The sequence below is a fragment of the Sorangium sp. So ce426 genome (assembly GCF_051475585.1).
GTDB classification, from domain to species: domain Bacteria; phylum Myxococcota_A; class Polyangia; order Polyangiales; family Polyangiaceae; genus Sorangium; species Sorangium cellulosum_B.
The window spans coordinates 4,167,901-4,190,058 of the sequence record NZ_CP150341.1; the positions used below are offsets into that span (position 1 = coordinate 4,167,901).

General features: G+C 72.6%; 17 protein-coding genes. 8 read left to right on the forward strand and 9 right to left on the reverse strand.

Annotated features, from left to right (window positions below; genetic code table 11):
• Nucleotide 1: 1 nt before the first annotated feature.
• Nucleotides 2-775, reverse strand: coding sequence for a J domain-containing protein (locus tag WMF44_RS15665; protein ID WP_437299918.1), 774 nt, complete (start codon nucleotides 773-775; stop codon nucleotides 2-4).
• 275 nt (nucleotides 776-1,050) lie between these two features.
• Between WMF44_RS15665 and WMF44_RS15670 the strand changes: the two genes are divergently transcribed.
• From WMF44_RS15670 to WMF44_RS15700, 7 genes are all read left to right on the forward strand, one after another.
• Nucleotides 1,051-1,896, forward strand: a complete 846-nt coding sequence (locus WMF44_RS15670; RefSeq protein WP_437299919.1) for an SDR family NAD(P)-dependent oxidoreductase — start codon at nucleotides 1,051-1,053, stop codon at nucleotides 1,894-1,896.
• A 269-nt stretch (nucleotides 1,897-2,165) separates the two neighbouring features.
• On the forward strand, nucleotides 2,166-3,923 hold the full coding sequence (locus WMF44_RS15675; RefSeq protein WP_437299920.1) for a hypothetical protein: 1,758 nt from the start codon (nucleotides 2,166-2,168) through the stop codon (nucleotides 3,921-3,923).
• Between the two features lie 44 nt (nucleotides 3,924-3,967).
• Entirely contained in the window at nucleotides 3,968-4,471 is a 504-nt protein-coding gene (locus WMF44_RS15680; protein ID WP_012235526.1) for a T3SS (YopN, CesT) and YbjN peptide-binding chaperone 1, read from the forward strand.
• Nucleotides 4,472-4,491: 20 nt separating this feature from the next.
• The gene (locus WMF44_RS15685; RefSeq protein ID WP_437299921.1) at nucleotides 4,492-5,709 is read left to right on the forward strand and encodes a hypothetical protein; all 1,218 of its coding nucleotides are present in this window, start codon (nucleotides 4,492-4,494) and stop codon (nucleotides 5,707-5,709) included.
• 197 nt (nucleotides 5,710-5,906) lie between these two features.
• On the forward strand, nucleotides 5,907-6,827 hold the full coding sequence (locus WMF44_RS15690) for a carboxypeptidase regulatory-like domain-containing protein (RefSeq protein WP_437299922.1): 921 nt from the start codon (nucleotides 5,907-5,909) through the stop codon (nucleotides 6,825-6,827).
• 364 nt (nucleotides 6,828-7,191) lie between these two features.
• The gene (gene cyoE / locus WMF44_RS15695) at nucleotides 7,192-8,190 is read left to right on the forward strand and encodes a heme o synthase (protein ID WP_437299923.1); all 999 of its coding nucleotides are present in this window, start codon (nucleotides 7,192-7,194) and stop codon (nucleotides 8,188-8,190) included.
• Nucleotides 8,191-8,242: 52 nt separating this feature from the next.
• A complete protein-coding gene (locus tag WMF44_RS15700; RefSeq protein ID WP_437299924.1) occupies nucleotides 8,243-8,977 on the forward strand; it encodes an SCO family protein in 735 nt (244 codons plus the stop codon).
• Between the two features lie 16 nt (nucleotides 8,978-8,993).
• On the opposite strand, the gene WMF44_RS15705 is transcribed toward WMF44_RS15700, so the two are convergent.
• Together WMF44_RS15705 and WMF44_RS15710 are read right to left on the reverse strand one after the other, a co-directional pair.
• The gene (locus WMF44_RS15705) at nucleotides 8,994-13,517 is read right to left on the reverse strand and encodes a sigma 54-interacting transcriptional regulator (RefSeq protein WP_437299925.1); all 4,524 of its coding nucleotides are present in this window, start codon (nucleotides 13,515-13,517) and stop codon (nucleotides 8,994-8,996) included.
• A gap of 41 nt (nucleotides 13,518-13,558) precedes the next feature.
• Entirely contained in the window at nucleotides 13,559-14,350 is a 792-nt protein-coding gene (locus tag WMF44_RS15710; RefSeq protein ID WP_437299926.1) for a DUF3105 domain-containing protein, read from the reverse strand.
• A gap of 77 nt (nucleotides 14,351-14,427) precedes the next feature.
• Between WMF44_RS15710 and WMF44_RS15715 the strand changes: the two genes are divergently transcribed.
• Nucleotides 14,428-15,324: a diguanylate cyclase gene (locus tag WMF44_RS15715; RefSeq protein WP_437299927.1), complete on the forward strand. Its 897-nt coding sequence runs from the start codon at nucleotides 14,428-14,430 to the stop codon at nucleotides 15,322-15,324.
• Nucleotides 15,325-15,340: 16 nt separating this feature from the next.
• On the opposite strand, the gene WMF44_RS15720 is transcribed toward WMF44_RS15715, so the two are convergent.
• The 6 genes from WMF44_RS15720 to WMF44_RS15745 form a co-directional block, all read right to left on the reverse strand.
• Nucleotides 15,341-16,471, reverse strand: coding sequence for a hypothetical protein (locus WMF44_RS15720; RefSeq protein WP_437299928.1), 1,131 nt, complete (start codon nucleotides 16,469-16,471; stop codon nucleotides 15,341-15,343).
• Between the two features lie 77 nt (nucleotides 16,472-16,548).
• On the reverse strand, nucleotides 16,549-16,803 hold the full coding sequence (locus WMF44_RS15725; protein WP_044964942.1) for a hypothetical protein: 255 nt from the start codon (nucleotides 16,801-16,803) through the stop codon (nucleotides 16,549-16,551).
• Nucleotides 16,804-16,911: 108 nt separating this feature from the next.
• On the reverse strand, nucleotides 16,912-18,360 hold the full coding sequence (locus WMF44_RS15730; protein ID WP_437299929.1) for a cytochrome c3 family protein: 1,449 nt from the start codon (nucleotides 18,358-18,360) through the stop codon (nucleotides 16,912-16,914).
• A gap of 11 nt (nucleotides 18,361-18,371) precedes the next feature.
• Nucleotides 18,372-20,033, reverse strand: coding sequence for a hypothetical protein (locus WMF44_RS15735; RefSeq protein ID WP_437299930.1), 1,662 nt, complete (start codon nucleotides 20,031-20,033; stop codon nucleotides 18,372-18,374).
• Nucleotides 20,034-20,275: 242 nt separating this feature from the next.
• Nucleotides 20,276-20,971: a HEAT repeat domain-containing protein gene (locus WMF44_RS15740; RefSeq protein ID WP_437299931.1), complete on the reverse strand. Its 696-nt coding sequence runs from the start codon at nucleotides 20,969-20,971 to the stop codon at nucleotides 20,276-20,278.
• Nucleotides 20,972-21,309: 338 nt separating this feature from the next.
• Nucleotides 21,310-22,122, reverse strand: coding sequence for a hypothetical protein (locus tag WMF44_RS15745; protein ID WP_437299932.1), 813 nt, complete (start codon nucleotides 22,120-22,122; stop codon nucleotides 21,310-21,312).
• Nucleotides 22,123-22,158: the final 36 nt, after the last annotated feature.

A 22,158-nucleotide genomic window follows, 5' to 3' on the forward strand; every position in this document is an offset into this window, starting at 1 on the left:
GTCAGGCGACGAGCAGGTGGTAGGCGGCCGAGAGCTCGGCGAACCGCGCGGTGCGCTGGGCGCCGTCGCCGGCGTGCGCGGCGGCGCGGTCGGGGTGCAGGGACGCGGCCAGGCGGCGGAATGCGCGGCGGATCTCGGCCTCGGTCGCGCCCTCGCGCAGACCCAGCACGTCGAGCGCCCGGCGGCGCGGCTCGTCCGCCCGAGCGGCGCGCGGCGGCGCGCCCGCCGGCCCGCCGTGCGCGGCGCGCGCCGACGAGCCGGCGCGCCGCTGCCGATCCCGCGCGCGCGGGCGGCCGTGGAGGAAATCGCTCGGCGGGAGCGGGCCGGTCTGCCGCAGCGACCCGGCGAGGGGCCTCGCCGTGTGGAAGCAGATGGTCGCCTCCTCGATGCTGAAGAGCGCCTCGAGGCGCGCGCGGAGCTGGATCCGGAGCGCGCGGTCGACCGCGCTCGCCGGGATGAGCCCCGCCGCCACGAGCACCTCGCCCGTCCGGCGCCCCCGGTGCGCGGCGACGAGCGCGGCGAGCCGCTGGATCGACGGCTCGGGCGCGGAGCCCTCCTTCGCGAGGATCTCGCCGAGGCGGGGCACCCGGAGCGGCGTCTCGACGGCCGTGACGAGGCCGGAGAAGAGCTGGATCCGGTGCTGGCGGCCCGGCACCGTCGAGCCGCTCGGCGTCCGGAGCTCGCAGAGCTCCAGGAGCCCGGTGGTCTTCTCGCGGTGCAGCGCGCCGAGCAGGTCTCCCAGGGTCGACGTGGAAAGGCGGCTGGGCAGTTGCATCGAAGGCGGCGTTATCACTGCCGCGCTCGATCGGCCAAAGAAGCGGCGTGGGCGCCCGGGCGCGCGGCTGTCGCTCTGGCCGGACGGGCCCGCTCGCGCGCACCGTCGCTCGGCGCTCGCTCGTCCCTCGCTCGGTCCTCGCTCGGTCCTCGCTCGATTGCGTTGCGCGCGCCTGCGCGCACGAATGTGTGCCCGGGCCGGGGCCCGCCGTGCGAAGCTCCGCGCGAAAACGGCACGGCGCACCGCGCCGGCGCGCGGATCAGGAGGAATCTGCGATGGGCTTGCTCGACGGAAAGGTCGCGATCATCACGGGAGCCGGCGGCGGGATCGGCCGCGAGGAAGCGCTGCTGTTCGCCCGGGAGGGCGCGAAGGTCGTCGTCAACGACCTCGGCGGGACGCGCGACGGGTCGGGCTCGAGCGACGCGATGGCGGCGCAGGTCGCGGAGGAGATCAAGGCCGCGGGCGGGCAGGCCGCGCCGAGCTTCGACAGCGTGGCGACCCCCGAGGGCGCGGCGAAGATCGTGAAGACCGCCGTCGATGCGTTCGGCCGGGTCGACATCCTGGTGAACAACGCGGGAATCGTCCGCGACAAGACGCTCCTCAAGATGGATGAGGGCATGTGGGACGCCGTCATCGCCGTTCACCTGAAGGGGACGTTCCTTTGCACGCAGGCCGCCGCGAAGCAGATGGTCGCGCAGGGCGGGGGAGGGCGGATCGTCAACACCACGAGCGTCTCCGGGATGCTCGGCAACTTCGGGCAGGCCAACTACGCGGCGGCCAAGGCCGGCATCTACGGCCTGACCCGCACCGCCGCGATCGAGCTGCAGAAGCAACGGATCACCGTCAACGCGATCGCGCCCATCGCCAAGACCCGCATGACGGAGGATCTGCCCATGTTCCAATCGGCGGGCGACACGCTCACGCCGGCGCACGTGGCGCCTGCGGCGCTGTTCCTCGCGTCCGACCTGTGCGCCGACAAGACCGGCAACGTCCTCGCCGTCGCCGGTGCACAGATGTACATTTACAAGGTCGTCCAGAGCCCCGGGAAGTTCAAGGACGAGGGCGGCGTCTGGACGGCGCAGGAGATCGCGGATCACTGGGACGCGATCATCAAGCTCTGATCCTGGCGACGGCGCAGGGCGCCTCGCCGAGGGCGGGCGCGGGGGCGCCGGGGCGCGGGGAGCGCGGGAGCGCGAGCCGACCGTTGCTGCGCTGATCCCTGGATGCTAGGTTCGAACCGCTTCCGGGGTACGTTTGGCGCATCGGCGCACTGTTCGAGCAGGTCGTTCACGCGGAGTCTGGAGGTGCCACCGGTGACCGTCTTTCGCTGCTGTTACGCCTGCGCCATGTCGCGCGGTGCGGCCTCTGCAGCGCGGAGGCGTTGAGCGCCGTGTCGCGTGACGCCCACATCCCGCTCGCCCTGTGGATCTGCGCGGCGATCGTGGCGCACATGGCGGGCGGCGGCGGCGCCGTCGAGGTGGCGCAGGTCATCGAGGATCGCGCCCAGCTCCGCCAGATGGTCCACGCGGTGAGGGATGGCCTCCGGCCGGGCGACACGACGTTCGAGATCCTGACCGACGGCGCGGCGCTCACGCCGCCCCTCGCCCCGCTCGCGCCGCCCGAGCGACCGTCGGACAGCGAGCCGGACGAGGACGCGACGCCCGATCCGCAGCAGCCGGAGCCCGAGCCGACCAAGGCGGCGACGATCCCGCCGCCGAAGCCGCCGAAGGCAGAGCCGCCGCGCCAGGCGAAAGCGCCTCCGCCCGCGCCGGCAAAGCCCGAGCCGCCCAAGGAAACCAAGATCGTACCGGTCCAGCCGGCGCCGCCGCCGCCGCTGCCGCCGGCGGATCGACGGATCGCCGTCCGCCAGCACGTCCAGAAGGACCAGCAGGACAACCCCGAGGCGAACCGGATCGCGGACGACGCCAACAAGGTCGACGAGGAGACCATGGCGCAGATCCGCTCGAAGGATCAGGACGATCCCGAGCCGACGCCCGGGACGCCGTCGGGGCCGAAGGCGCCCACGGACACGGTCGGCGACAGCGACCACGATCACAGCGGCCACAGCGAGGAGCGCGCCGGCAACGAGAAGCACGCGCCCGGCGAGGGGAACCCCGAGAGCGAGAGCGCGGAGCACCACAGCCCGGCGTCGCCGGCGCAGGCAGCGCAGGCCTCCCGGGCGGCGTCCCCCCCGAGCGTGCCGGGCGCGAGCGGCGGCGCTCGCGTCGCGCAGGTCTCTCCGGCGCTTCCGCCGCCGGAGAAGGGCGCCGCGGGCGGCTCCGGCCCGGCGTCTCCCGAGGTGATCGACGGCGCGCGCGGTGGCTATACCCTCAATCCGGCGAACCCCGGCGGCGACGGCAAGAGCCGCGTGGCCGGCAAGAAGGCGACGCCGCAGCCCTACCAGAGCCCGGTCCGTGTCGGCTCGATCGGCCTCGGCGCGCCGGGGCTCCCCGGCGGACCCAACCTCAACCTGGACATGACCGGCGTGCAGGCGGCCGTCGGCAACGAGAAGCTCAGGGCGGAGCGGGCCTCGGACGGCGCCTCCCGCAGGAGCGCGCACCGGGGTTCGTGGGAGACGACGGACAAGTGGAAGAAATGGCGTGCCGCGATCGAGAACTACGACCCCTCGGTCAAGCCCGGCAACCAGACCTCGCTCAACGCCGCGCGGGTGCCGTTCGCGACGTACATCAACATGATCCACAACCGGCTCCACCCGATCTTCGCGGAGGAGTTCCTGGCGTCGCTCGAGAGCTTGCCCTCCGGACACGCGTTCAACCAGAACCGGGTCACGCACGTGGAGATCGTCCTGAACAAGGACAGCGGCAGCGTCGTGCGCCTCGGGGTCACGAGGCCGAGCGGGATGACGGCCTTCGACATCGTCGCGCTGAACTCGGTGCACCGCGCGTCGCCGTTCGGCAAGGCGCCGGACGCGATCGTCTCGCCGGACGGCAATGTGTACCTTCACTGGGAGTTCCACCGGGATCCGTACGATGCGTGCTCGACCCGCAACGCCCGCCCGTTCCTGCTGAAGGCGCCCTCCGGCGCCGCCCCGATCGAGCCGGCGCCTGTGCGCAAGGGGCCGCGGCCCGTCCCGGGCGACGAGGGGGCGCCGGCGCCGCCAGGTCCGCTGCTTCCGCTCAGGCGTTAGGTCCCGGCTCTGCACCGGGACCGCGGCGATGTATCCTCCGCGTCATGCCGAAGGATTCCGACGAGGCCGTTCGAGTGACCAACGCGCGCATCGAGGCGGCGCTCGCGGATTCCCCGGCGTTCACCCGAGTCGAGCCGCAGTTTTACGTCGTTCGCCAGGGGACAGCGTACGTCTACCTTCATGTCCTTCCCTGGGCGCCCGATCGCGCGCTCGTGCGGCTCGTCGCGCAGCTCGCCCGCGGCGTCGAGATGACGCCGGACCTCGCGATGAAGCTGCTCCGCCTGAACGCGCGCATCCGCTTCGGCGCCTTCGGTTACGTCGCGCAGGGCTCGTGTGTGGTCATCGTCCACACGCTCCTCGGCGGCGAGACGCTCGACGCCGACGAGATCCTCGTCGCCCTCCGGGATCTGTCGGTGCTCGCGGACGAGTACGACGATCGCATCGTCGAGGAGGCCGGCGGCCAGCGGATGCAGGACCTGATCGACGCCTCGGCGACCGCCGCGGTCTTCACGGATCTCGAAGCCCCCCGCGCCTGGGACAAGGGCTGAGCGACGGGCGCTGTTCTTCAATGCTCCTCACCATCGATCTCCCACCCGAAGGCCCTCCTCCCTCCGCCGCGCCGGACACGGCTGCCTCGCCCCGTCGCGAGGAGGGCGGCGAGCCTCCGCCCGCCGAGCGCCGGTCCTCCGCCGCCGGGCGGCCTCCGCTCGCCGGCCTGCCCGTGCTCGCGCTCATCCGGCCGCTCGCCGTCCTCGCCCTGCTCGCGATGATCCTCGGCCGCATGGTCGCGCCGGCGATGGTCGGCCTGGCGGTGGGCATCGAGCGCGCCGTCCACACGATCGAGCTCGCCGGCGCCGGCGCCTCGCAGCTCTTCGCGATCGGCGCCATCGTCGTCGCGATGGCGCTGATCAGCGCTGTCGTGCGGAGCCGCGTCCCGTACGCGCTGCGGATCGGCGCGATCGTCGCGGGCAGCTTCGTCATCCTGGTCGTGCTGCACGCGACCGTGCAGCGCGTGCCCGATCTGTCCGCCGCGCTCATCGGCGTGAGCGCCGCGATCCTCGCGCTCGGCAGCGCGTGGGAGGCGCTCCGCGTGCCGTTCGTGCGGCCTGTCGCGGCCGCGCTCGGGCTCATCGGCGCCTCCGCGCTCGTGCGGCTCGCCGGCGTGCTCCTGGCCGTCTGGGCGAACGACCGCGGCTCGAAGGCGCTCGCCGGCGCGACGAGCTCCGTCGCGACCGCGGCGTTCGCGCTCGATGCGCTGGCCGTCCTCGCGGCGACGGTCGCGCTCGGCGCGGGCCGCGAGGCGCGGCCGCGCGACGCCGAGCCGCCGCGTCCGCGCCTCGTGAGCCCGCTCTCGCTGGTGGCGCTCGCGTCGGCGCTGTTCGCCACGCGGGCGGCGCTCGCGGGCGCCGCCGACGACGCATCCATGGTCGAGGCGCTCTTCCGCCGCGCGCTCGACCGGCTGCTCACCCGCCCCGCTCCGGTCGTGCCGCTCTCGATTCAGCTCTTCGTCGCCGCCCTCTCGGTGGTGGTCGTCGCGCTCGCGCTCGTCGCCCCGCCGCGGCTGCCGGCGCTGGGCGGCGCGCTCGCGTTGCTGCTCGTCGCGGGCAGCGCCCCGGAGGTGCCGCTCGGCGCGCTGTCGCTGGTGATCGCCGCGCTCTGCATCGCACTCGCTGCCCGCGACGAGCGCGGCTTCTGGGCGGCCATGCTCGCGAACGAGCGCGAGCGCACCTCGAGCTCGCTCCCGGGCGCCGGGAAACCGGACACCACCGGCGGCGCGTCAGGTTGACGCGAGCGACGACACTCGTTAAGCACGCCCTCGCTGTGCGGAAGGACAGCGCGCGGCATTCCACCCGCTGCTCGCCAGAAGGACGCGGGGGGAGCCGCCGCCCGGTCCAGACGGTCCCTCCTTAGAAAAGGCCAGGTCAGGCTCGGAGGGGCGCGAATCAGGCTCGCGTGGCGCGCCGCGGGCGCGGGAGAGTCCTCATGCATCGTCGCGATCTCGCCTCGCTCTCTGCTCTCGCGCTCACCGCGCTGGCGCTCACCGCGCTGGCGCTCACCGCGCTGGCGCTCGCAGGGTGCCCCGAGGAGCCCTCGAGGCCCAGCGGCGGCACGGCCGCGATCGCCACAACGGCGGCGCCCCCGGCGGCCTCGGTCGAGAAGCCCGCCGCGGCCCCGCAGGGGGCCGAAGCGCCGAAGGCCGCGGCGCAGGAGGCCGCCCCGGCTGCCCCCGCGGGCAAGGGGATCATCAAGGGGGTCGTCAAGCTCACCGGCAAGCCGGTCGAGATGAAGGTCCCCGCCGCGCGCAAGGACGCCCCGGTCTGCCAGGACAAAGACGTCCTGTACAACGCTGTTGTCGTCAACGATGGCAAGCTCAAGGACACCTTCGTCCGCATCGCGGTCAGAGGCGTGCCGGGCAGCTGGAAGGCGCCCGACGCGCACGCGGTGGTCGACCAGCAGGACTGCATGTATGTGCCGCGCATCCAGGGCGTGGTCTCCGAGCAGCAGGTCGACATCAAGAACAGCGACCGGACGCTGCACAACGTGCACACCTACAAGGGCTCTGAGACGCTGTTCAACCAGGCGCAGCCGGGGGGCGCCGCGCCGCTCACGAAGGCATGGAAGGACGGCATCATCAAGCTCACCTGCGACGTCCACCCGTGGATGCGCGGCTTTGTCGTGGTGACGGATCACCCGTTCTTCGCCGTGAGCGGTGATGACGGCTCGTTCACGATCGAGAAGGTCCCTGCCGGCAAGTACAAGCTCGAGGCGTGGCACCCCCACTACGGCCTGAAGACGGCCGACGTCACGGTCGCGGACGACAAGCCCGCCCAGGTCACGTTCACGTACGCCGGCACCGAGCCTGAGCCGGCGGAAAACAAGGACGAGCTCAAGGGCCTTTGGTGAGCTCCATGGCAGCGCTTGCAGCAGGCGTCGCCCCACCCCGGGCCGCCCGGCTGGCGGCGAGCGGCGTGGTGGAGCGACCTCTCCAGGCTCGCTCGACGCGCAAAGAACGGATGAGCACGCCACGACGGTTGCCCCAAGGCGACTCGTGCCCTAAAGGAAGGCGGGCGACAACTGACGAACTCGACTCCCCGAGACGTGTTGTGCGCGCTAGTCTCCCGGCCCCGATGCTGTTTTCTCCCGCCTCCCGCGCTCCGGTGATGACGTCGTTTTTCAGTGTAGCTGTCCCGAGACCAGGGATCTTCGGAGATGTCGTGCGAGCGCGCGGCGCGGGCGCCGGGCACAGCAGCGAGGTGCGCGCGTGACCATGAGCGTCGAGCAGGCCGCCGAGCGCGCCCCGGTCCCTTACGTTCGCCAGGCCGAGCCGTCCGAGGGCGGCGGCTGTGCGGTCCCCACGAGCACGCGCCCGCTGCTCAAGGGAGCGGCCGATCTCGTGAGCCTCACCAAGCCGCGCATCACGAGGATGGTGGTCGCGACGATGCTCGGCGGCATGTGGGTCGCGAGCCGCTATCTCCGCGCCGGCCTCGCGGGAGAGGCCGCGATCGAGCGCGCGGCGGTGCCGCCGGCGCAGCTCGCGCTGGCGCTGCTGGGGACGGTGCTCGTCGTGTCCGGCGCCAACGCGCTCAACATGTACATCGAGCGCGACACCGATCTGCTGATGGAGCGGACGCGGAGCCGCCCCTTGCCGGCGCGGCGGCTCTCGCCGGAGCTGGCGCTCTGGTTCGGGATCGCGCTCTCGGCCGCCTCGATTCCGGTGCTGTTCGTCGGGGTGAACGCGACCACGGGCGTGCTCGCCGCGGCGGCGCTGCTCAGCTACGTCCTCGTCTATACCCCGCTCAAGCGCAGGACGACGCTGTCGCTGCCGATCGGCGCGATCCCCGGCGCCATCCCGCCGCTGCTCGGGTGGACGAGCGTCACAGGGCAGATCGATGCGCCCGGCTTCCTGCTCTTCGCTGTCATGTTCCTCTGGCAGATCCCGCATTTCCTCGCGATATCGCTCTTCCGTCAGGACGAGTACCAGCGCGCGGGGCTCAAGGTGCTGCCGCTCGAGAAGGGCGATCTCACGACACGGCGCCACATCGTCGGCTACCTCGCGCTGCTCGTGCTGTCCTCGGTGCTGTTCGTCCCGTTCGGCGTGGCGGGCCCTGTCTACCTCGGCGCCGCGGTCCTCCTCGGCGGCGCGTTCTTCGGGCTCGGCGTCTACGGTCTCCGCGCGGGCACCGGCGCTCGCTGGGCGCGTCAGGTCTTCTTCGCCTCCATGGTTTACCTGGTGCTCCTCTTCGCTGCGCTGATGATCGGCGCCTGAGCGGCGCCTCGTCGCCTTGACTCACCGGCGACAGGCCCTTAAGCGTCACCGGATGGTCTCAACGGAGCCCACGCGCCACGCGAGCGGCGCTCTGCCGCCTGCGGAGCCGACCGGCCAATCCTTTCCGTCCGACCGCGGTGACACGGGGAGGCCCCGGCGCGGCGGGCTCGTGGGCACGCCGGTGTTCTGGGCCGCGCTCCTCGCGCTGATCGGGCTCGTGGCGCTCGTCACCATCGGGGTCGCCGGGCGCGCGCTCCACGGCCGGGCCGCGGAGACGCCCGCGATCCGCATCCCTCTGCCCGCCTTCGAGCTCACGGATCAGCGGGGCGCGCGGTTCGGGCTGGAGCAGCTCCGGGGCCGGGTGTGGATCGCAAACTTCATCTTCACGACCTGCCCGACCGTCTGTCCCAAGCTCACGCAGCGCATGAGCGAGATCGAGCGCCGAGGCCGCGATCTCGGTGACGCGCTCCACCTCGTGACATTCACCGTCGATCCCGAGAACGACACCCCGGCGGTGCTCGCGGCCTACGCCGCGTCGCAGCGGCTCCCGCTCGAGCGCTGGACGTTCCTGACAGGCCCCCTCGATCAGATAGAGTCGACGGTCCTCGACGGCTTCAAGATCGCCATGGGCAAGAAGGAGTCGAGCCCTGGCCTCTTCAGCATCTTCCATGGCGAGCGCCTCGTGCTGGTCGACCAGCAGGGCGTGATCCGCGGCTACTACGAGGCGAACGACGACGGGCTCGACGCGATCCTGCGCGACGCGGGCGCCCTCGTGAAGTCGAGGTGACCCGCTCGGGCCCTCCTCACGCCTCGATGGAGAGCCGCTTGATCATCTTCTGAAGGCCGAACCTGGACAGGCCCAGCAGCTTGGCGGCCTGCGTCTGGTTCCCGCGCGTGCGCTCGAGCGCGTCGCGCACGAGCTCCGTCTCCAGCGCGTCGATCCTCGCTCGGACGTTGAGGCCGAGCTCGCGGGGCGCCGCGTTGCCGCCGTGCGCGATCTCCGGTGAGAGGTGCTCCCGATCGATGGTCCCGTCGCAGAGCACGATCGCCCGCCGGATCTCGTTCTCCAGCTGACGCACGTTGCCCGGCCACGCGAAGGCCGAGAGCCGCTCCATCGCCCCGCGCGTGACCCGGACCGGGCCGCGGCTGTGCTTCTCGACGAGGTGCTGGACGATGAGCGGCACGTCCGTCGCGCGCTCGCGCAGCGGCGGCACCCGGATCGTGATGATGTTCAGCCTGTAGAGCAGATCCTCCCGGAATGCGCGGGCCCGGACGAGCGCCTCCAGATCCCGGTGGGTCGCGGCGATGACCCGCACGTCGACCTTGCGCGCCCGCTCCGAGCCGATCGGCCTCACGAGGCCGTCCTCGATGACCCGCAGCAGCTTCGTCTGCATCGCGAGGCTCATCTCGCCGATCTCGTCGAGGAACAGCGTGCCCCGATCGGCCACCTCGAAGAGCCCGGCGCGCGGGCGATCCGCGCCCGTGAACGCGCCGCGCACGTGCCCGAAGAGCGCCGACTCGAGGAGCCCTTCGGGGATCGCGCCGCAGTTCTCGCTCACGAACGCGTGCGCGGCGCGCGGGCCGTTGTGGTGGATGGCCCGCGCCACGAGCTCCTTGCCGCTGCCGGACTCGCCGCACACGAGCACCGGCACCTCGGAGGCGGTCACCCGATCGACGAGGCGCAGCATCGCGCGCAGCGGCTCGCTCTCGCCGATGATGGCGTCGTACCGGTAGCGCGTGTCGCGGCCGCCGCGCGCCCTGGCGAGCTCGAGCGCCGCGGCGTCGAGCTCCGCCTCGCGCCGCGCGAGCTCCTCGGCGAGGCGCGACGAGGCGCGCTCCGCGCGGCGCGCGGCGCGGCGCAGCTCGACCTGCGCGCGCGCGTCGGAGATCGCCAGCGCCGCGACCGACGCGATGGCGCGCGCCCACCGCAGCTCCTGCGCGCCGAACGCGCCGCGGCGCACGCGGTCGTCGAGGTAGACGACGCCGAGCGCCTCGCCGCGCGCCACGAGCGGGACGGCCAGCACGCTCCGCAGCTTCAGCGCGTGCACGCTGTGGTGCACGCTCGGCAGCTCCCCCGCCGCGTCGACCGCGACCACCGGCTCGCGCGCCTCCAGGGCGCGGCGCGCGAGCGTCTCCGACAGCGCGAGCTGCTCCGCGCCGAGGCGCGAGCGCGCCAGGTTGCGCGCGGCCCGCGGGACGAGGCGCCCGTTCGGGGCGCGCAGGAGCAGGAGCCCCCGCTCGACCCCCGTCCAGAGCACGAGCGCGTCGACGACCCGGTCGAGCAGCGGCGCGAGCCGCTCGCGCTCGCCGAGCGCGCCCACGAGGACCTCCAGATCGCGCGCCTGCTCGGGTCGAAGCCCGCTCTCCGGCATCGCCCGCGCGCGGACGACCCACGGGAGCGACCGGACCGCGCCGGAGAGCGCCGACGCCCCTGGCGAGGCAGCGGAGGCGCCCGCCGAGCCTGCGCCCGCGGTGCGCCCGCAGAGCTCGCGCGCGGCGTCGGCGAGCGCCGCGAGCACCCGGTGCGCGACGTCCGTCTGCCCGGCCCTGACGGCCAGCGCGTGCGCCGCGGCCAGCGCCGGGCCGCGCGCCGCGATCGGGGCGCGGGCGCCCGCGAGCGCGGCGATCGCGGCGAGGACGCGGTCGCTGCGGCCGCGCCACGCCGACGCGCCGGCCGGGCCGCGCGGCGCGTCGTCCGCGGCGATCGCGGCGCCGACGTCGTCCGCGGCGCCGACGTCGTCCGCGGCGAGCGCGATCGCGGCGCGCGCTCCCCACCAGTCGAGCCGCGAGGCCGCCGCGGGCTCCGGGCCGTTCGCGAGCTCGTCGAGCTCCTCGACGCGGGCTCCATCGAGCTCGCCCGCGCCGTGGCGGAGGAGCCGCGCTGCCGCCCGGAGCGTGTCGTCCGCGGAGCCTCCGGCGAGGAGCGCCGCCGCGCGCGCCGCCGCCGCGCGCGGGTCGACGTGTGATCCGACGTCCGCGCTGACGACGCCGTCGCCCCGCGCGGCGACCACGTCGGCGATGGCCCAGAGCGCGTAGGCCTCCGCCTTCGCGTCGCCCGCGTCGCGGGCCCGCGCGATGGCGTCCTCGGCGGTCCGGCAGGTCTCGTGCAAAAGGCCCGCGGTGGCGTAGGCGGCGGCGCAGGCGAGCAGCGCCCGGGCGCCCTGCGCCGGCCGGCCGAGGTGCTCCCAGAGCAGCGCCGCGCGGGTCGAGGTCGCGATCGCGCCGTCGAGATCGCCGAGATCCACCGCCGCCGCCGCCTCACCGGTCCGGTAGGTCGCCTCCTCGACCACCGCGCCGGCGCGGACGGCGTAGTCGACCGCGGCGCTGAACGACGCGTGCGCGCGCTCCGGATCGCTCGCGTGCCACGCGTAGCCGCGCACGGCGGCCATCCGCGCCAGCTCCTCCACGGAGCTCGCGAGCGCCTCGCCGCGCGCCACCTCCGACAGCGCCCGCGCGGTGTCGCCGCGCAGCACGGCGAGCAGCGCGCGCACCTCGCAGAGCGGCGCCGTGACCGCATCCCCGGCGAGCGCGTCGGCCGCCTCCAGCGCCCCCGCGTCGATCGCGACGCGCGCGAGCACCGCGCGCGCGCGCCCCTCCGGGTCCGCGCCGGCGTCGATCGCGGCGCGCGCGCGCTCCTCCGCGAGGGCGCGATCGCCGGCGCGCCGCAGCACCTCGGCCGCGAGCGCCGCGGCCTCCGTCGCGCCTCGAACGCACGAGCGCAGCACCAGGCTCCGCGCGCGCCCGGCGTCGCCGTGCAGCCGGAGCGCGTTGGCCGCGGCGACGACCAGGCTGGCCGGCGCGTCGTCGCGCTGCTCGATCGCCTCGAGCGCGAGCGGATCCGGCGGCACACGCGCGATCGCGAGCGCCAGCGCCGCCGCCTCCGCCGCGCCGATGGCCTGCGCTTCGGCGGCGCCCTCGGCCGATCCGCGGTCCCTCGGCGCCGCGCTCGCCCGCTGCCGCGCGCCGCTCCCCGGGGTTCCCAGCACGGCCGCCTCGACGTCCGCGAACGTCCAGGCGCGCGGCGGGATCTGCCGCGCGAGCGCGACGAGCGCGTCCGCGAGCGCCCTCTCCGGCGCAGACGCGATCGGCCCCATCGGCCACGCCGTCGCGCTCGTCCCCGCGAGCGCGGTGAGCCACCGCGCGACGCGGTCCGGCCCGAGCCGCCCCAGCCACGCCGCGTCGCTCTGCGGCGGACCCACGCGCGCCGCGCCGTCGCCCGCGCGGAGCGACGCGCCGGAGAGCGCGCGCACCCGCTCGACCACCGCGAACGCGTCCACGAGCCAGGGGGCGACATCGTCGCGCACCCCGAGCGCCGCCTCGAGCTCGTGTCGCCGCAGGCGCAGGTAGGCGGCGCGCACGCGGCGCGCGTCGCGGTCCTGTCGATCGCGCTCTGCGCCGGGCGCCCCCGCATCGCGGCCGGCGCGCCCCGCGGGGGGCGCGGCGAACGGGGGCCGCGCGCGCCGCGCGCCGGCGATCGCGGCGCGGGCCGACTCGGTGACCCACGCGGACGACGGGCGCGCCGCGGGGGAGGGTGAGAGGAGCGCCCGGCAGATCGCGTCGAGCGGCGGCCCGGCCGCGCTCTCCGCGGCCGCCGCGGCCCGCGCCGCTCCGATGGGATCGTCCGCGTCCGCCACGCCGGGGAAGGCGATCTCGGCGAGCAGCGTCCCCAGCGCGAGCAGATCCCTCGCCCGCGCGTCTCCGAGCTCGGCGTCCCCGCGCGCGATGTACCGCAGCGTCGCCCCGTCCACGGACGTCTCGTGGATCGAGCAGGCGAGCCCCAGGTCGATCACCGCGATCCGCCCCTCCGGCGTCAGGATCAGGTTCTCCGGCTTGAGATCTCCGTGCGCCAGGCCGATGCCGTGCAGGTCGGCGAGCGCCTCGCCCGCGTCGCGCGCGGCGGCGAGCGCGAGCGCCGCGCGCTCGCCAGGGGGCAGCCCGCGCAGGGCGTCGGCGACGGCCCTCCCTTCGATCCAGCGCATCGCGACGAACGCGCGCCCGTCCTCGCCGGGGGCGCGCGCGACGTGCGCGACGCGCGCGACGCGCGTGATGTCAGACGACGCCGCGAGCCAGCCGACGTCGACGAGCTCCGGCAGCCGCGGCGAGAGCGCCAGCGCCGCGTGCAGCGCCTCGCGGCCGAGCACCCGCCGCACGGAGGCGCGCTGCGCCGCGGACGCTCCGCGCTCGCGCGGCTCGATCTTGAGCGCCACCAGGCCGCCGCGCTCCTGATCGACGGCCCTCCAGACCTCGGCCGACCCGCCGGACCCCGCGACGTCCAGCAGCCGGAAGCGCTCTGCCAACCGAGGTGTCACGGTCGACGGCTCGCTCATCCCCGGAATGCTCCCGGGCGAGGAGCCACCTGTCAACCCGGTTACGGGTCCGGTGAAGCGCCCCCCGCCGCGCCCGCGCCGCCGCCGCCGCTTCCGCCGCCGCCGCCTCCTCCTCCTCCGCCGCCAGCTCCCTCGCCGCAGATCGGCGCGCCGCCGTCTGGCAGATCGATATCGACGGCCCCCGCGTCGCTGCACGTGTCTTCCGGGCCCTTGCCGTAGTGGTCCGCCACGAAGCGCGCGAGCGACGCCTTGTCGAGGCACGTCGCGGTGTACGTCGCGCCCCAGGCCGCGGCCGCGACCGGGGTGTCCAGCGCGCTGTCGGGCGTCATCACGAGCCGCGCCTCCGGTCCTCCCGGCACCATGAGGCACTTCGGATCGGAGGCGGCCTCGGCCCGCACCTCGTCGAGCACCGCCTTCACCTCTGCGCAGCCGGACGCGGCGCACCGGTACGCGAGGACGATCGCGCCGTGCTCGAGGTTGTGGACGTACATCTCGCGCGGGACCTCGGACTCGAAGCGCTTGTACGCGGCCCACAGGCCCCAGTGATCTCCGCCGCTCGGCGGGTTGGTCGCGTACTGGACAGGCGCGCACGTGTCCACGTGTTGCGCCGACGTAACGGGGATCCCCGTCTTGACGACGACCTTGCATTCGGTCTCGCCCGGGAGCGGCGGCGCGTCCGGAAAGGTCGTGACGGTCTCGGGTTGGTGCGGCGCGGGCGCGGCGTCGCCCTCGTCGATCGGGGGCGAGCTCGTGCCACACCCGCTCAGAGAAACGGCGAGCCCGGCGACCATCGTGGCAGCGACACACATCTGCGCGAAACCGCAGTGTTTCATGGCCGAAGCCTACCATGTCCGACGCGCGACGCGCGTTGCCCTGGCACGTCGGCTCTGGTGTACTTGGGTCCCCTAGCGTGGCGAAGCAAGAGAACGATCATCGGCAGACGCTCGTCACCTGCACCGCGATCGCCCCGCCGGTGCCGCCGGTGGCGCCGGGCACCGCGTGCCTGGTGGTGATCTACGGCACCGAGCTCGGGCGCCGCATCGCGCTAGGGACCGGGGCGATCGAGTGTGGGCGCGCGATACAGACCGATATCCCGCTCGACGACGACGCGGTGAGCCGGCGTCATGCGCGCATCTCCTGGACGGGGATGAGCTACGTTGTCCGCGATCTCGGCTCGACCAATGGCACCTACGTGAACGACGTCTCCGTCGATGAGCGCGCCCTCAAGGACGGTGACCAGGTGAAGATCGGCCGGACGATCTTCAAGTTCATCCAGGGTGGGAACGTCGAGCTGTCGTATCACGAGGAGATCTACCGGCTGATGACCTTCGACGGTCTGACGCAGGTCCACAACAAGCGCTCCTTCGAGGTCGCGCTGGAGCGCGAGGTGTCGCGGGCCTGTCGCTACCATCGCCACCTCGCGCTCATCATGTTCGACATCGATCACTTCAAGAACATCAACGACACCCGCGGGCACCTCACGGGCGACGCCGTGCTCCGCCAGATGGCCGCGCTCGCCGCCGCGAACGTCCGCCGCGACGACATCCTCGCGCGCGTCGGCGGGGAGGAGTTCGCTCTGCTCGTGCCGGAGATCGCCGTCGACGGCGCTCGCCTGGTGGCCGAGAAGCTGCGCGCGCTCGTGGAGCGCACGCCGTTCCGCTTCGAGGACGGCGAGGTCGCCGTCACCGCGAGCTTCGGGGTCTCCGGCGTCACGCCGGACGCGCCGGTCTCGCCGATGGAGCTCTACCGCCGCGCCGACGAGCGGCTCTATCATGCGAAGAAGGCCGGGCGGAATCGCGTGATGTGACGCTGCGCGAGCGCCGTCAGGGCGAGGCAGCCGGGGCGGAGCAGTCTCGCGGCGCGGCGCCGTCGAGGATCCACGCGGACAGGATGTCCATGCCGTCCACGTAGGGCGTTGTGTACTGATCCTCCGGCTCCTGGGGGTGGAACCAGAAGATGGGGTTTGCTGGCGGGGGCGGCATCGGCATCCCCACCACGAACGACGCCTGCAGCCGCTCGTTCTCCTGGCGGAGCTTCTCCGCCGCATCGGCGGGCAAGGAGGGGTCGACCGCGCTCTGCCCGATGAGGAGCTTGTAGAGCAGGTAGCTGTTCCCCGGGTTTCCCGGGTCGATGAGCGGCATGGCCCTGCCGAAGCGCTCCGGGGAAGCCTCCCCCACGTGCGCCTTCTCGCCCATCTGGGTCTGGTGCGCGGTGCGCCCGATCGCGGTCTCGAACAGCGGATCGAGCTGGTTGAACGCCGTGCCCAGGTTCAGGTCCAGCCCTGCGGCGGCGCTCGCGCCGTTGTGGCACCCGAAGCAGCCGTAGAAGAGGTAGTACGCGGCGCCCCTCACGCAGGCGACGCACGTCGGATCCGTGGGCGCGTCGCCCTGGCAAGCTGCCGTGTCCGCGACGCACTCGAGGTCTCGCTGGCAGAAGAAGTCGCCGCTCGGCGGGCGCTCCGGCATCGCCTGAGGCGGGTTCGTCGCCGCGACGGAGAACTCGATGCGCGTGTTGCCGCCGAGGGGCGCGCCGTCGAACGCGCGGATGCCGGACGGCGCAGCCTCGTCCGCCGGCTTGAAGACCGTCAGCGCATACCGGGTCCCGGGAACCAGGCCCGGCATGCCCTCGATCTGGCGGAAGATGACCTCCCGCTGGACGGGGTTGTACGTGGGCGCCAGGGCGATCGGATTGACGCAGTCCGCGTAGGACTGGACCGTGGCCAGATCGCCCGAGACGCACACGGATTCGGCGCCGACCGTGGCGCTCACCGAGCTCGGCAGCAGGTAGCGATCGAACTTCAGCACGAAGCTCGCGGTCGACAGGACCTCGGTCGTGCCGGCGGGATCGAGCGCGGTGCGGACGGGCTGGTAGTTCTGGTCGAGGCTGGTCGTGGCGCGCGCCTCGATCAGCTGGACAGGAGGGGCGTCGATCGGCTGGAGCGTGGCCTCCCCCACGTCGCAGCCGGCCGTCGCGAGGGCCGCCTGCAGGCAGAGGGGGAGGGGGGCAAGGCGCGTCGCGCGAGCCAGCGTGCTCAGCTCTCGGAGTAGAGCGAGAGCTGCTCGCGGACGACCTTCTCGTTCACCCCGGACTGGATGTGCTCCTTGAGACAGTCGGCCAGCGTGATCAGCATGTCGTCTACCCCTTTCTCCTCGATGAGCTTCGACAAAAGTTGGCGTGCCTCCCGTCCGTCGTCCTCGCGGAGGAAGCCCCGCACTGTCTCCAGCGTGATTTCCCCCTGGAAATCGAGATAGAGGTTGTCGATCAGGTACTTGATCAGCTCCTTCACGCCCGTTCTCCTTGGCGTTCGCGGCGATCGTTAGGGAAGCCGCGCGCACTTCGCTATACCCGTCGCCGGAAGGCCAGGGCAAGGAATATACTGACGGATTTTGACTTTTCATTGGCACCGCTGCACGAACCTGTCGCTCGACTGATGGCACACCAGGCACGGACGCGGGTTCCTGGAGAACGCCGTCTTGCACTTGCTCTCGAACCCGAGCGGGTGCGGGTTCAGCCCTTGCCCGCCTGACGCCCCGCGCGTCGCGTGGCAGGTCGCGCAGTCCCGCTCGGTGTGGCAGGAAACGCACGCATTCAGGTTTCGCTCTGCTTCCCAGGCGTGGTGCTTCGCGCTCCGCGGCGCCGTGGTCCACTCCGCCGGCGGGGGATGGAAGCGGCGCCCCGCGGGCCGCGCTGCGCTCGGCGCCTCGCGCGCCACGCCCGTCCGCCGGTGACAGTCCGCACAGAACGTCTGCTCCTGATGGCAGCTCACGCAGCGAGGATTGTCCTGCCGGGCCGCTTGCGGGTGCATCGAGAGGAAGTCGTTCGGGTGGACGTTGCGCGGACGGATCTTCCCGTCGTGGCAGTCGGTGCAGTAGTTCGCGCTGTGGCATGACCCGCAGAAGGCGCTGTCGTTCGCCGCGATCTGCTTGTGCCGCTCGATCCAGTCGGGCGTGTGCCCCGCGCCGTGCAGCCACGCGGGCGGCAGCAGATCGCCCGTGGCGAACGCGGTCACGAGCCGCCCGTCGGGGCGCGTCAGGTGGCAGACGTCGCAGTCGCTCTTCGCCTCACCCTGGGCCGCGCCGCTCATGTTGTGGCACGTGAAGCAGCCGGCCATGCGCGGCAGCTGATCTCGGGTAGCGAGCTCGATCTGGTCGACGCGGCCGTGGCACTGGCTGCACTTGATGTTCCGGCTCACGTGCTTCGCGTGAGGGAAGCGGAGGTTCGCGTGCGGCAGCACGAGCGGCGCCACCTTTCCGTCGCTGCCAGCGTTCTCCCCGATATGGCAGTACACACACTGTCCGTTCTCGTTCGTCCCCGCCTTCACCTGGGTGAGGTCGGAGTGATCGACATCATGACAGTTGTCGCACGTCTCGCTCGGCTTCGGCAGCAGCCGGTCCGTCACCGCGCCGCTCGTGTAGGCCGCGCCGTGGCACGATTTGCACGTCTGCTTGAGCCCCTTGACGTGCTTCTTGTGGTTGAAGCGGATCGTCAGCGTCTGCGGGGGGTAGATCTCGTCGCTCGGGACCGGGGTCGCGCTCGTCCCGGGCGGCATCCACGCCAGCGGCACCTCCGCGTCGGCGGGCATCGGGTGGAGGCCCGACGTGTACCCGCCGCGCGGCGCCTTGGCGGGCGCCTCTCCCTCGGCGTCGCCTTCCTCCGCGTCATCCTCCGCCGCCTCGGCGCCGTCGTCTCCCGCTGCCGCCGGCGGCTTCGGCTGGGCAGCCGCCTCGGGGCCCACGATCGCGAGCGCCAGCGCGCCCAGGCACGCGACGATCGCGACCCACCCAGGGACGAACCTCGCCTCGTCTCGCCGAGCGCGGCGGCGTTCGTCCTGTCTTGCGTCCATGCGATCCTCGCTCACGGCGCCACCCGCAGGTTCACGAGGCCGACGACGCGGAAGCGCTGGCCCACAAGCCGGTTCATGTCGTGCTCCCACTCGATCTTGAAATCCGCGGCCTCGCCCGGGCGGTACCCGGCCCCGAGGACGTATCCGAACGACGTCGCGCCCCGGTCCGGCCTGAGCGGATCCTCCCAGTCGTACAGCGACATCCGCGCTCCGAGCGCGTAGCGCTGCCCGCTCAGCCGCTTCTCTCCCGAGAGATCGGCCCCCGTCCGCCGCCCGCGCTCCCCTGTCTGCAGCATCCCGCGGAGCTCGACCGACGTCGTGCGGGTGCGGTAGCGGCCCGCGAGGTTCGCGAGCACGTCGGTCGAGATCGTCGCGGCGCGGTTCTTCTCGTCGCGCGCGTAGTCGCGGAGATCGCCGTCATTCGGATCGAGCGACGTCGCGCCGACGCAGCCCGGTCGCCCCACCGCCTCGCACTGGCCAGCGCCGAACTCCTCCGGGTTGCCTTCGGCGATCCACATCCGCGTGCCGCCCCAGGCCGCGACGTCGAGCTCGCGGGTGATGTCCACCGCCGCCCGTCCGGTGATCGTGGTGATGGGATCGTGGGTGAACCAGTTCCAGATCGAGTCAGCGTCGAACGTGGGAACGAAGTAGTCGACGTCCGCTCCCAGCGTGACGCGGCTCCCGGCGTACACCTCCAGGCCGCCGTAGAACGAGCCGACGAGCTGGTTGTAGAAGTCGTAGGTCACTCCGCCCTTGATGCCGCCGAGATCCGGCTTGTTGAGGTTGGCGGCGTACCCGAGGCGATCCTGCGAGATGCGCGACCCATCGGACGTCCGGACGCCTCCGTCCGGATCCGGGAACTGCTGGGTGACAGAGGTCCCCAGGTTGTAAACGCGGCGGTAGGTCAGGCGACCGTGGATGTAGTTCGGGCCGGCGCTCTCGAGCGCGACGCCGAACGCCGGCGCCAGATCGGCCTCCTGATACGACGGGAAATCGGCTGCGCTCCCGGGCTGCGTCCGGTCGTCGCCGAATCCCCGGTGGCTGCCGCGCCAGATCCCCTGCCGCTCGAAGCGCGATGTGGAGAGCGGCAGGCCGCCGCGCTGCTCGAGCCCGCCGTACGCCTCGAGTTGAACGTAGTAGGGCGTCGTCAGCCGGACGAGCGCGCCGTCGAACGACCACCACCCGAGCACGTCGCTCACGTACTGGCGGCCGACCCGGAAGCCGAGCCACCCGCTGGCGACGTTCCGCCCTTCGACGTACGCGTACATCAGATCGAGGGGCGCCTCGCGCAGCCCCGGGATGTAGCGCGAGCCGCCATCGATGCTGTAGTCGGTCTCGCCGCCCCGCTGCGCGCCGTCGAGGTGGCCATTCATCCCGAAGTCCGCGTCGAGCCGGAGCCGCACGGTCGCCGAGTAGTCGGCCTCGCCTGGGGCGGAGTCACCCTGGAGGTTGTAGACGGCGAGCCCCAGCGTCTGAAGGAGCCGACGCCGCTCGATGTTCGTGTCGCCCCAGGGGCCCGCGACCTCGTAGGCCTGGACGCCGGTCGTCGACTCGACCTCGAAGTCGGCTGCGGCCGCGCTGCGCGCGGCGAGCGCGCAAGGCAGCAGGCACGCCGCGGCCAGCGCGCGTGACAGGGGGAGGCGACGGAGGGGGACGCGACGGGCGCTCCCCACGAGCGTGCCTGGGCGCGCGTCGCTGGAGCGCCGGGGACGAGGTCGTGACGGAAGCTCCGCCATCGATGAGCGGTGCTCAATCACGGACTGCGCTCGCTTTCGTCTTGTGCGGGCCGTTCTGCGCGGCTTCGCTCTCAGCTACCGCCGAGGGCTGAACAAGCATGGCGTGGAGTTTCGTCCACGCGCGGTGATGCTGTCAACCCGATCGCAGGGCGAACGGACTTGTCACGATGCGCGCCGGGTCAGCTGTATCCAGCGCCCTTCCGGAGCTTGCCGTCCGAGCCCACGCTGAAGCCGTTCGAGTCCTGGAGCGCCTGGCTCGCGCTGCTCCGCAGCTCGGCCGGCACCGTCCAGCCCCGGGTCATCAGCCCCTCGGCGACCTTGTTCTTCACCCGGACCGACTCCTCGGCCGCGAGCATCTTCACCAGCGCTGGCACGCTCGCCTCATCACCCTGGGAAAAGATGGTCTGCACGGCGTGGAAACGGACCGTCTCGTTGACGTCGTCGAGGAACCGCTCGACCGCCACCCGCACGTCGTCGCCCCTGATGTCGCCCAGCGCCATGATGAGCTGCTGCTTCGGCTCGACGTTGCGCGCATACTCGGTGTCGAAGCGGTCGAGCAGCTGGACGAGCTCGGTCCGGTACCCGGTGTCATCGAGCAGCGCCCGCAGGATCTTGAGCGGCCAGGTGAGCGCCTCGGCCTTGATGCAGAACTCGACAACGGCCGGCACCGCGTCCTTGCCCGCATCGACGATCCCCCGGAACGCCAGATCCTTCTCCTCTTGATCGGTGATGGAGGGGTCGATCGAGAACGTGAAGCGCCTGAGGAGCGCCGCCGCCGCATCCGCGCTCTTCATCGCGGCGAGCGACTGGATGGCGTCGAGGCGGTCGTACGTCTGAGCGCGCTTGTCCGCGACGACCTTCGCAGGCCCAGCCACCTTCTTGTCGGAGGGGGCGCCCCCGGCAGGGGGATTGCTTTTGCGGAGAAAATCGAAAATACCCAACGCTGACCTCTGGTGGCTGTCTCCGACGCCCGGTCCGAGCTACCCGGCGACCGTCGTCAGATCTATAGCGGGGCGCATCTTCATGCGCTACGGGCTCATCCGCGTCGTTCGGCTCGCTGCGGCGTACTCTCGTACGCCTCACGCGCCTGCCTAGCGGCTGAGCCCGTATCACACGAACCTGCACCCCGCTAGAGTGACTCCCTGCAGAGGGGGCTTCCCGCCCGAGCTACCCCGGGCGAACCGGCTCCGTTACCGCGAGCCGGCGCAGCCGTCTACTCCGTCGTCTTGATGCCGGTGGGGAACTGAATGCTCAGGCTCACCGTGACCATGCTCGTGAAGTGGAATTCGCGGTCCTTGTCGTCCACCTTGCGGTCAGGGAACGCCTCGTCCGTTCCGAGCCCGTGGTTGTCGAAGCCCGACGTATTCCATGCGAACGGCAGGGCACGCCACTCCGCGCCGAAGCCGATGAACTCCGACGGGTAGAAGTTCCAGCCGAGGCCGAACGTCGGCGCGAAGGCCATGCGGCTCTCGAGCCCGAAGGTGTCCGAGCAGGAGTTCTGGTTGTTCGTGCCGCACTCCTTGCGCTCCTTCACGCCGATCGCCGCGGCTCCCGCGAAGAAGCTCACGTCGGTGTCGACGAAGAGCTCGGCGAACAGCGCCAGCTTTCCGCGGAAGGGAACGACCGTGACCTGGGGCGCTGCGACCCACTGGATCTGTCCGAGCTGATCCTTCGTCAGGTCGCCCTTGGTCAGGTTGACCCTGGTCAGCTGGCACGCCTTCGTGAAGGGCTGGGTGTCGCAGTTACGCCCGTCGATCGCGACGCGCTGGAGCTCGTCCGTCAACCCGGTGTTGTACTGAAACCCGTACCCGCCCCAGGCGCCGAAGCCGAGCCAGTCCGTGAAGTGGTAGGTGAGCCGCAGGCCCGGCATGATCGTCCGCCGGTACTCGTCCAGCAGCGTGAACGATGCGCCTGGAGCCACCTCGAACCGCCCGTCACGGTGGAGCCGGAGCTTCCGCACGGCCGGCGCGCCGGCCAGAGGGCCCGTGAGCTGGATCTCCTGCGCCTCCGCGGGCGCAGCCGTCATCAGAAGTGCACAGCCGGTAAGCCCTGCCACCACGGT

Excerpts from the sequence above, each read along its gene's own strand:
- WMF44_RS15665 (WP_437299918.1), bottom strand. The coding sequence starts at position 775 with ATGCAACTGCCCAGCCGCCTTTCCACGTCGACCCTGGGAGACCTGCTC.
- WMF44_RS15670 (WP_437299919.1), top strand. The coding sequence starts at position 1,051 with ATGGGCTTGCTCGACGGAAAGGTCGCGATCATCACGGGAGCCGGCGGC.
- WMF44_RS15680 (WP_012235526.1), top strand. The coding sequence starts at position 3,968 with ATGCCGAAGGATTCCGACGAGGCCGTTCGAGTGACCAACGCGCGCATC.
- WMF44_RS15685 (WP_437299921.1), top strand. The coding sequence starts at position 4,492 with ATGCTCCTCACCATCGATCTCCCACCCGAAGGCCCTCCTCCCTCCGCC.
- WMF44_RS15690 (WP_437299922.1), top strand. The coding sequence starts at position 5,907 with ATGCATCGTCGCGATCTCGCCTCGCTCTCTGCTCTCGCGCTCACCGCG.
- cyoE (WP_437299923.1), top strand. The coding sequence starts at position 7,192 with ATGAGCGTCGAGCAGGCCGCCGAGCGCGCCCCGGTCCCTTACGTTCGC.
- WMF44_RS15700 (WP_437299924.1), top strand. The coding sequence starts at position 8,243 with ATGGTCTCAACGGAGCCCACGCGCCACGCGAGCGGCGCTCTGCCGCCT.
- WMF44_RS15705 (WP_437299925.1), bottom strand. The coding sequence starts at position 13,517 with ATGAGCGAGCCGTCGACCGTGACACCTCGGTTGGCAGAGCGCTTCCGG.
- WMF44_RS15710 (WP_437299926.1), bottom strand. The coding sequence starts at position 14,350 with ATGAAACACTGCGGTTTCGCGCAGATGTGTGTCGCTGCCACGATGGTC.
- WMF44_RS15730 (WP_437299929.1), bottom strand. The coding sequence starts at position 18,360 with ATGGACGCAAGACAGGACGAACGCCGCCGCGCTCGGCGAGACGAGGCG.
- WMF44_RS15745 (WP_437299932.1), bottom strand. The coding sequence starts at position 22,122 with ATGACGGCTGCGCCCGCGGAGGCGCAGGAGATCCAGCTCACGGGCCCT.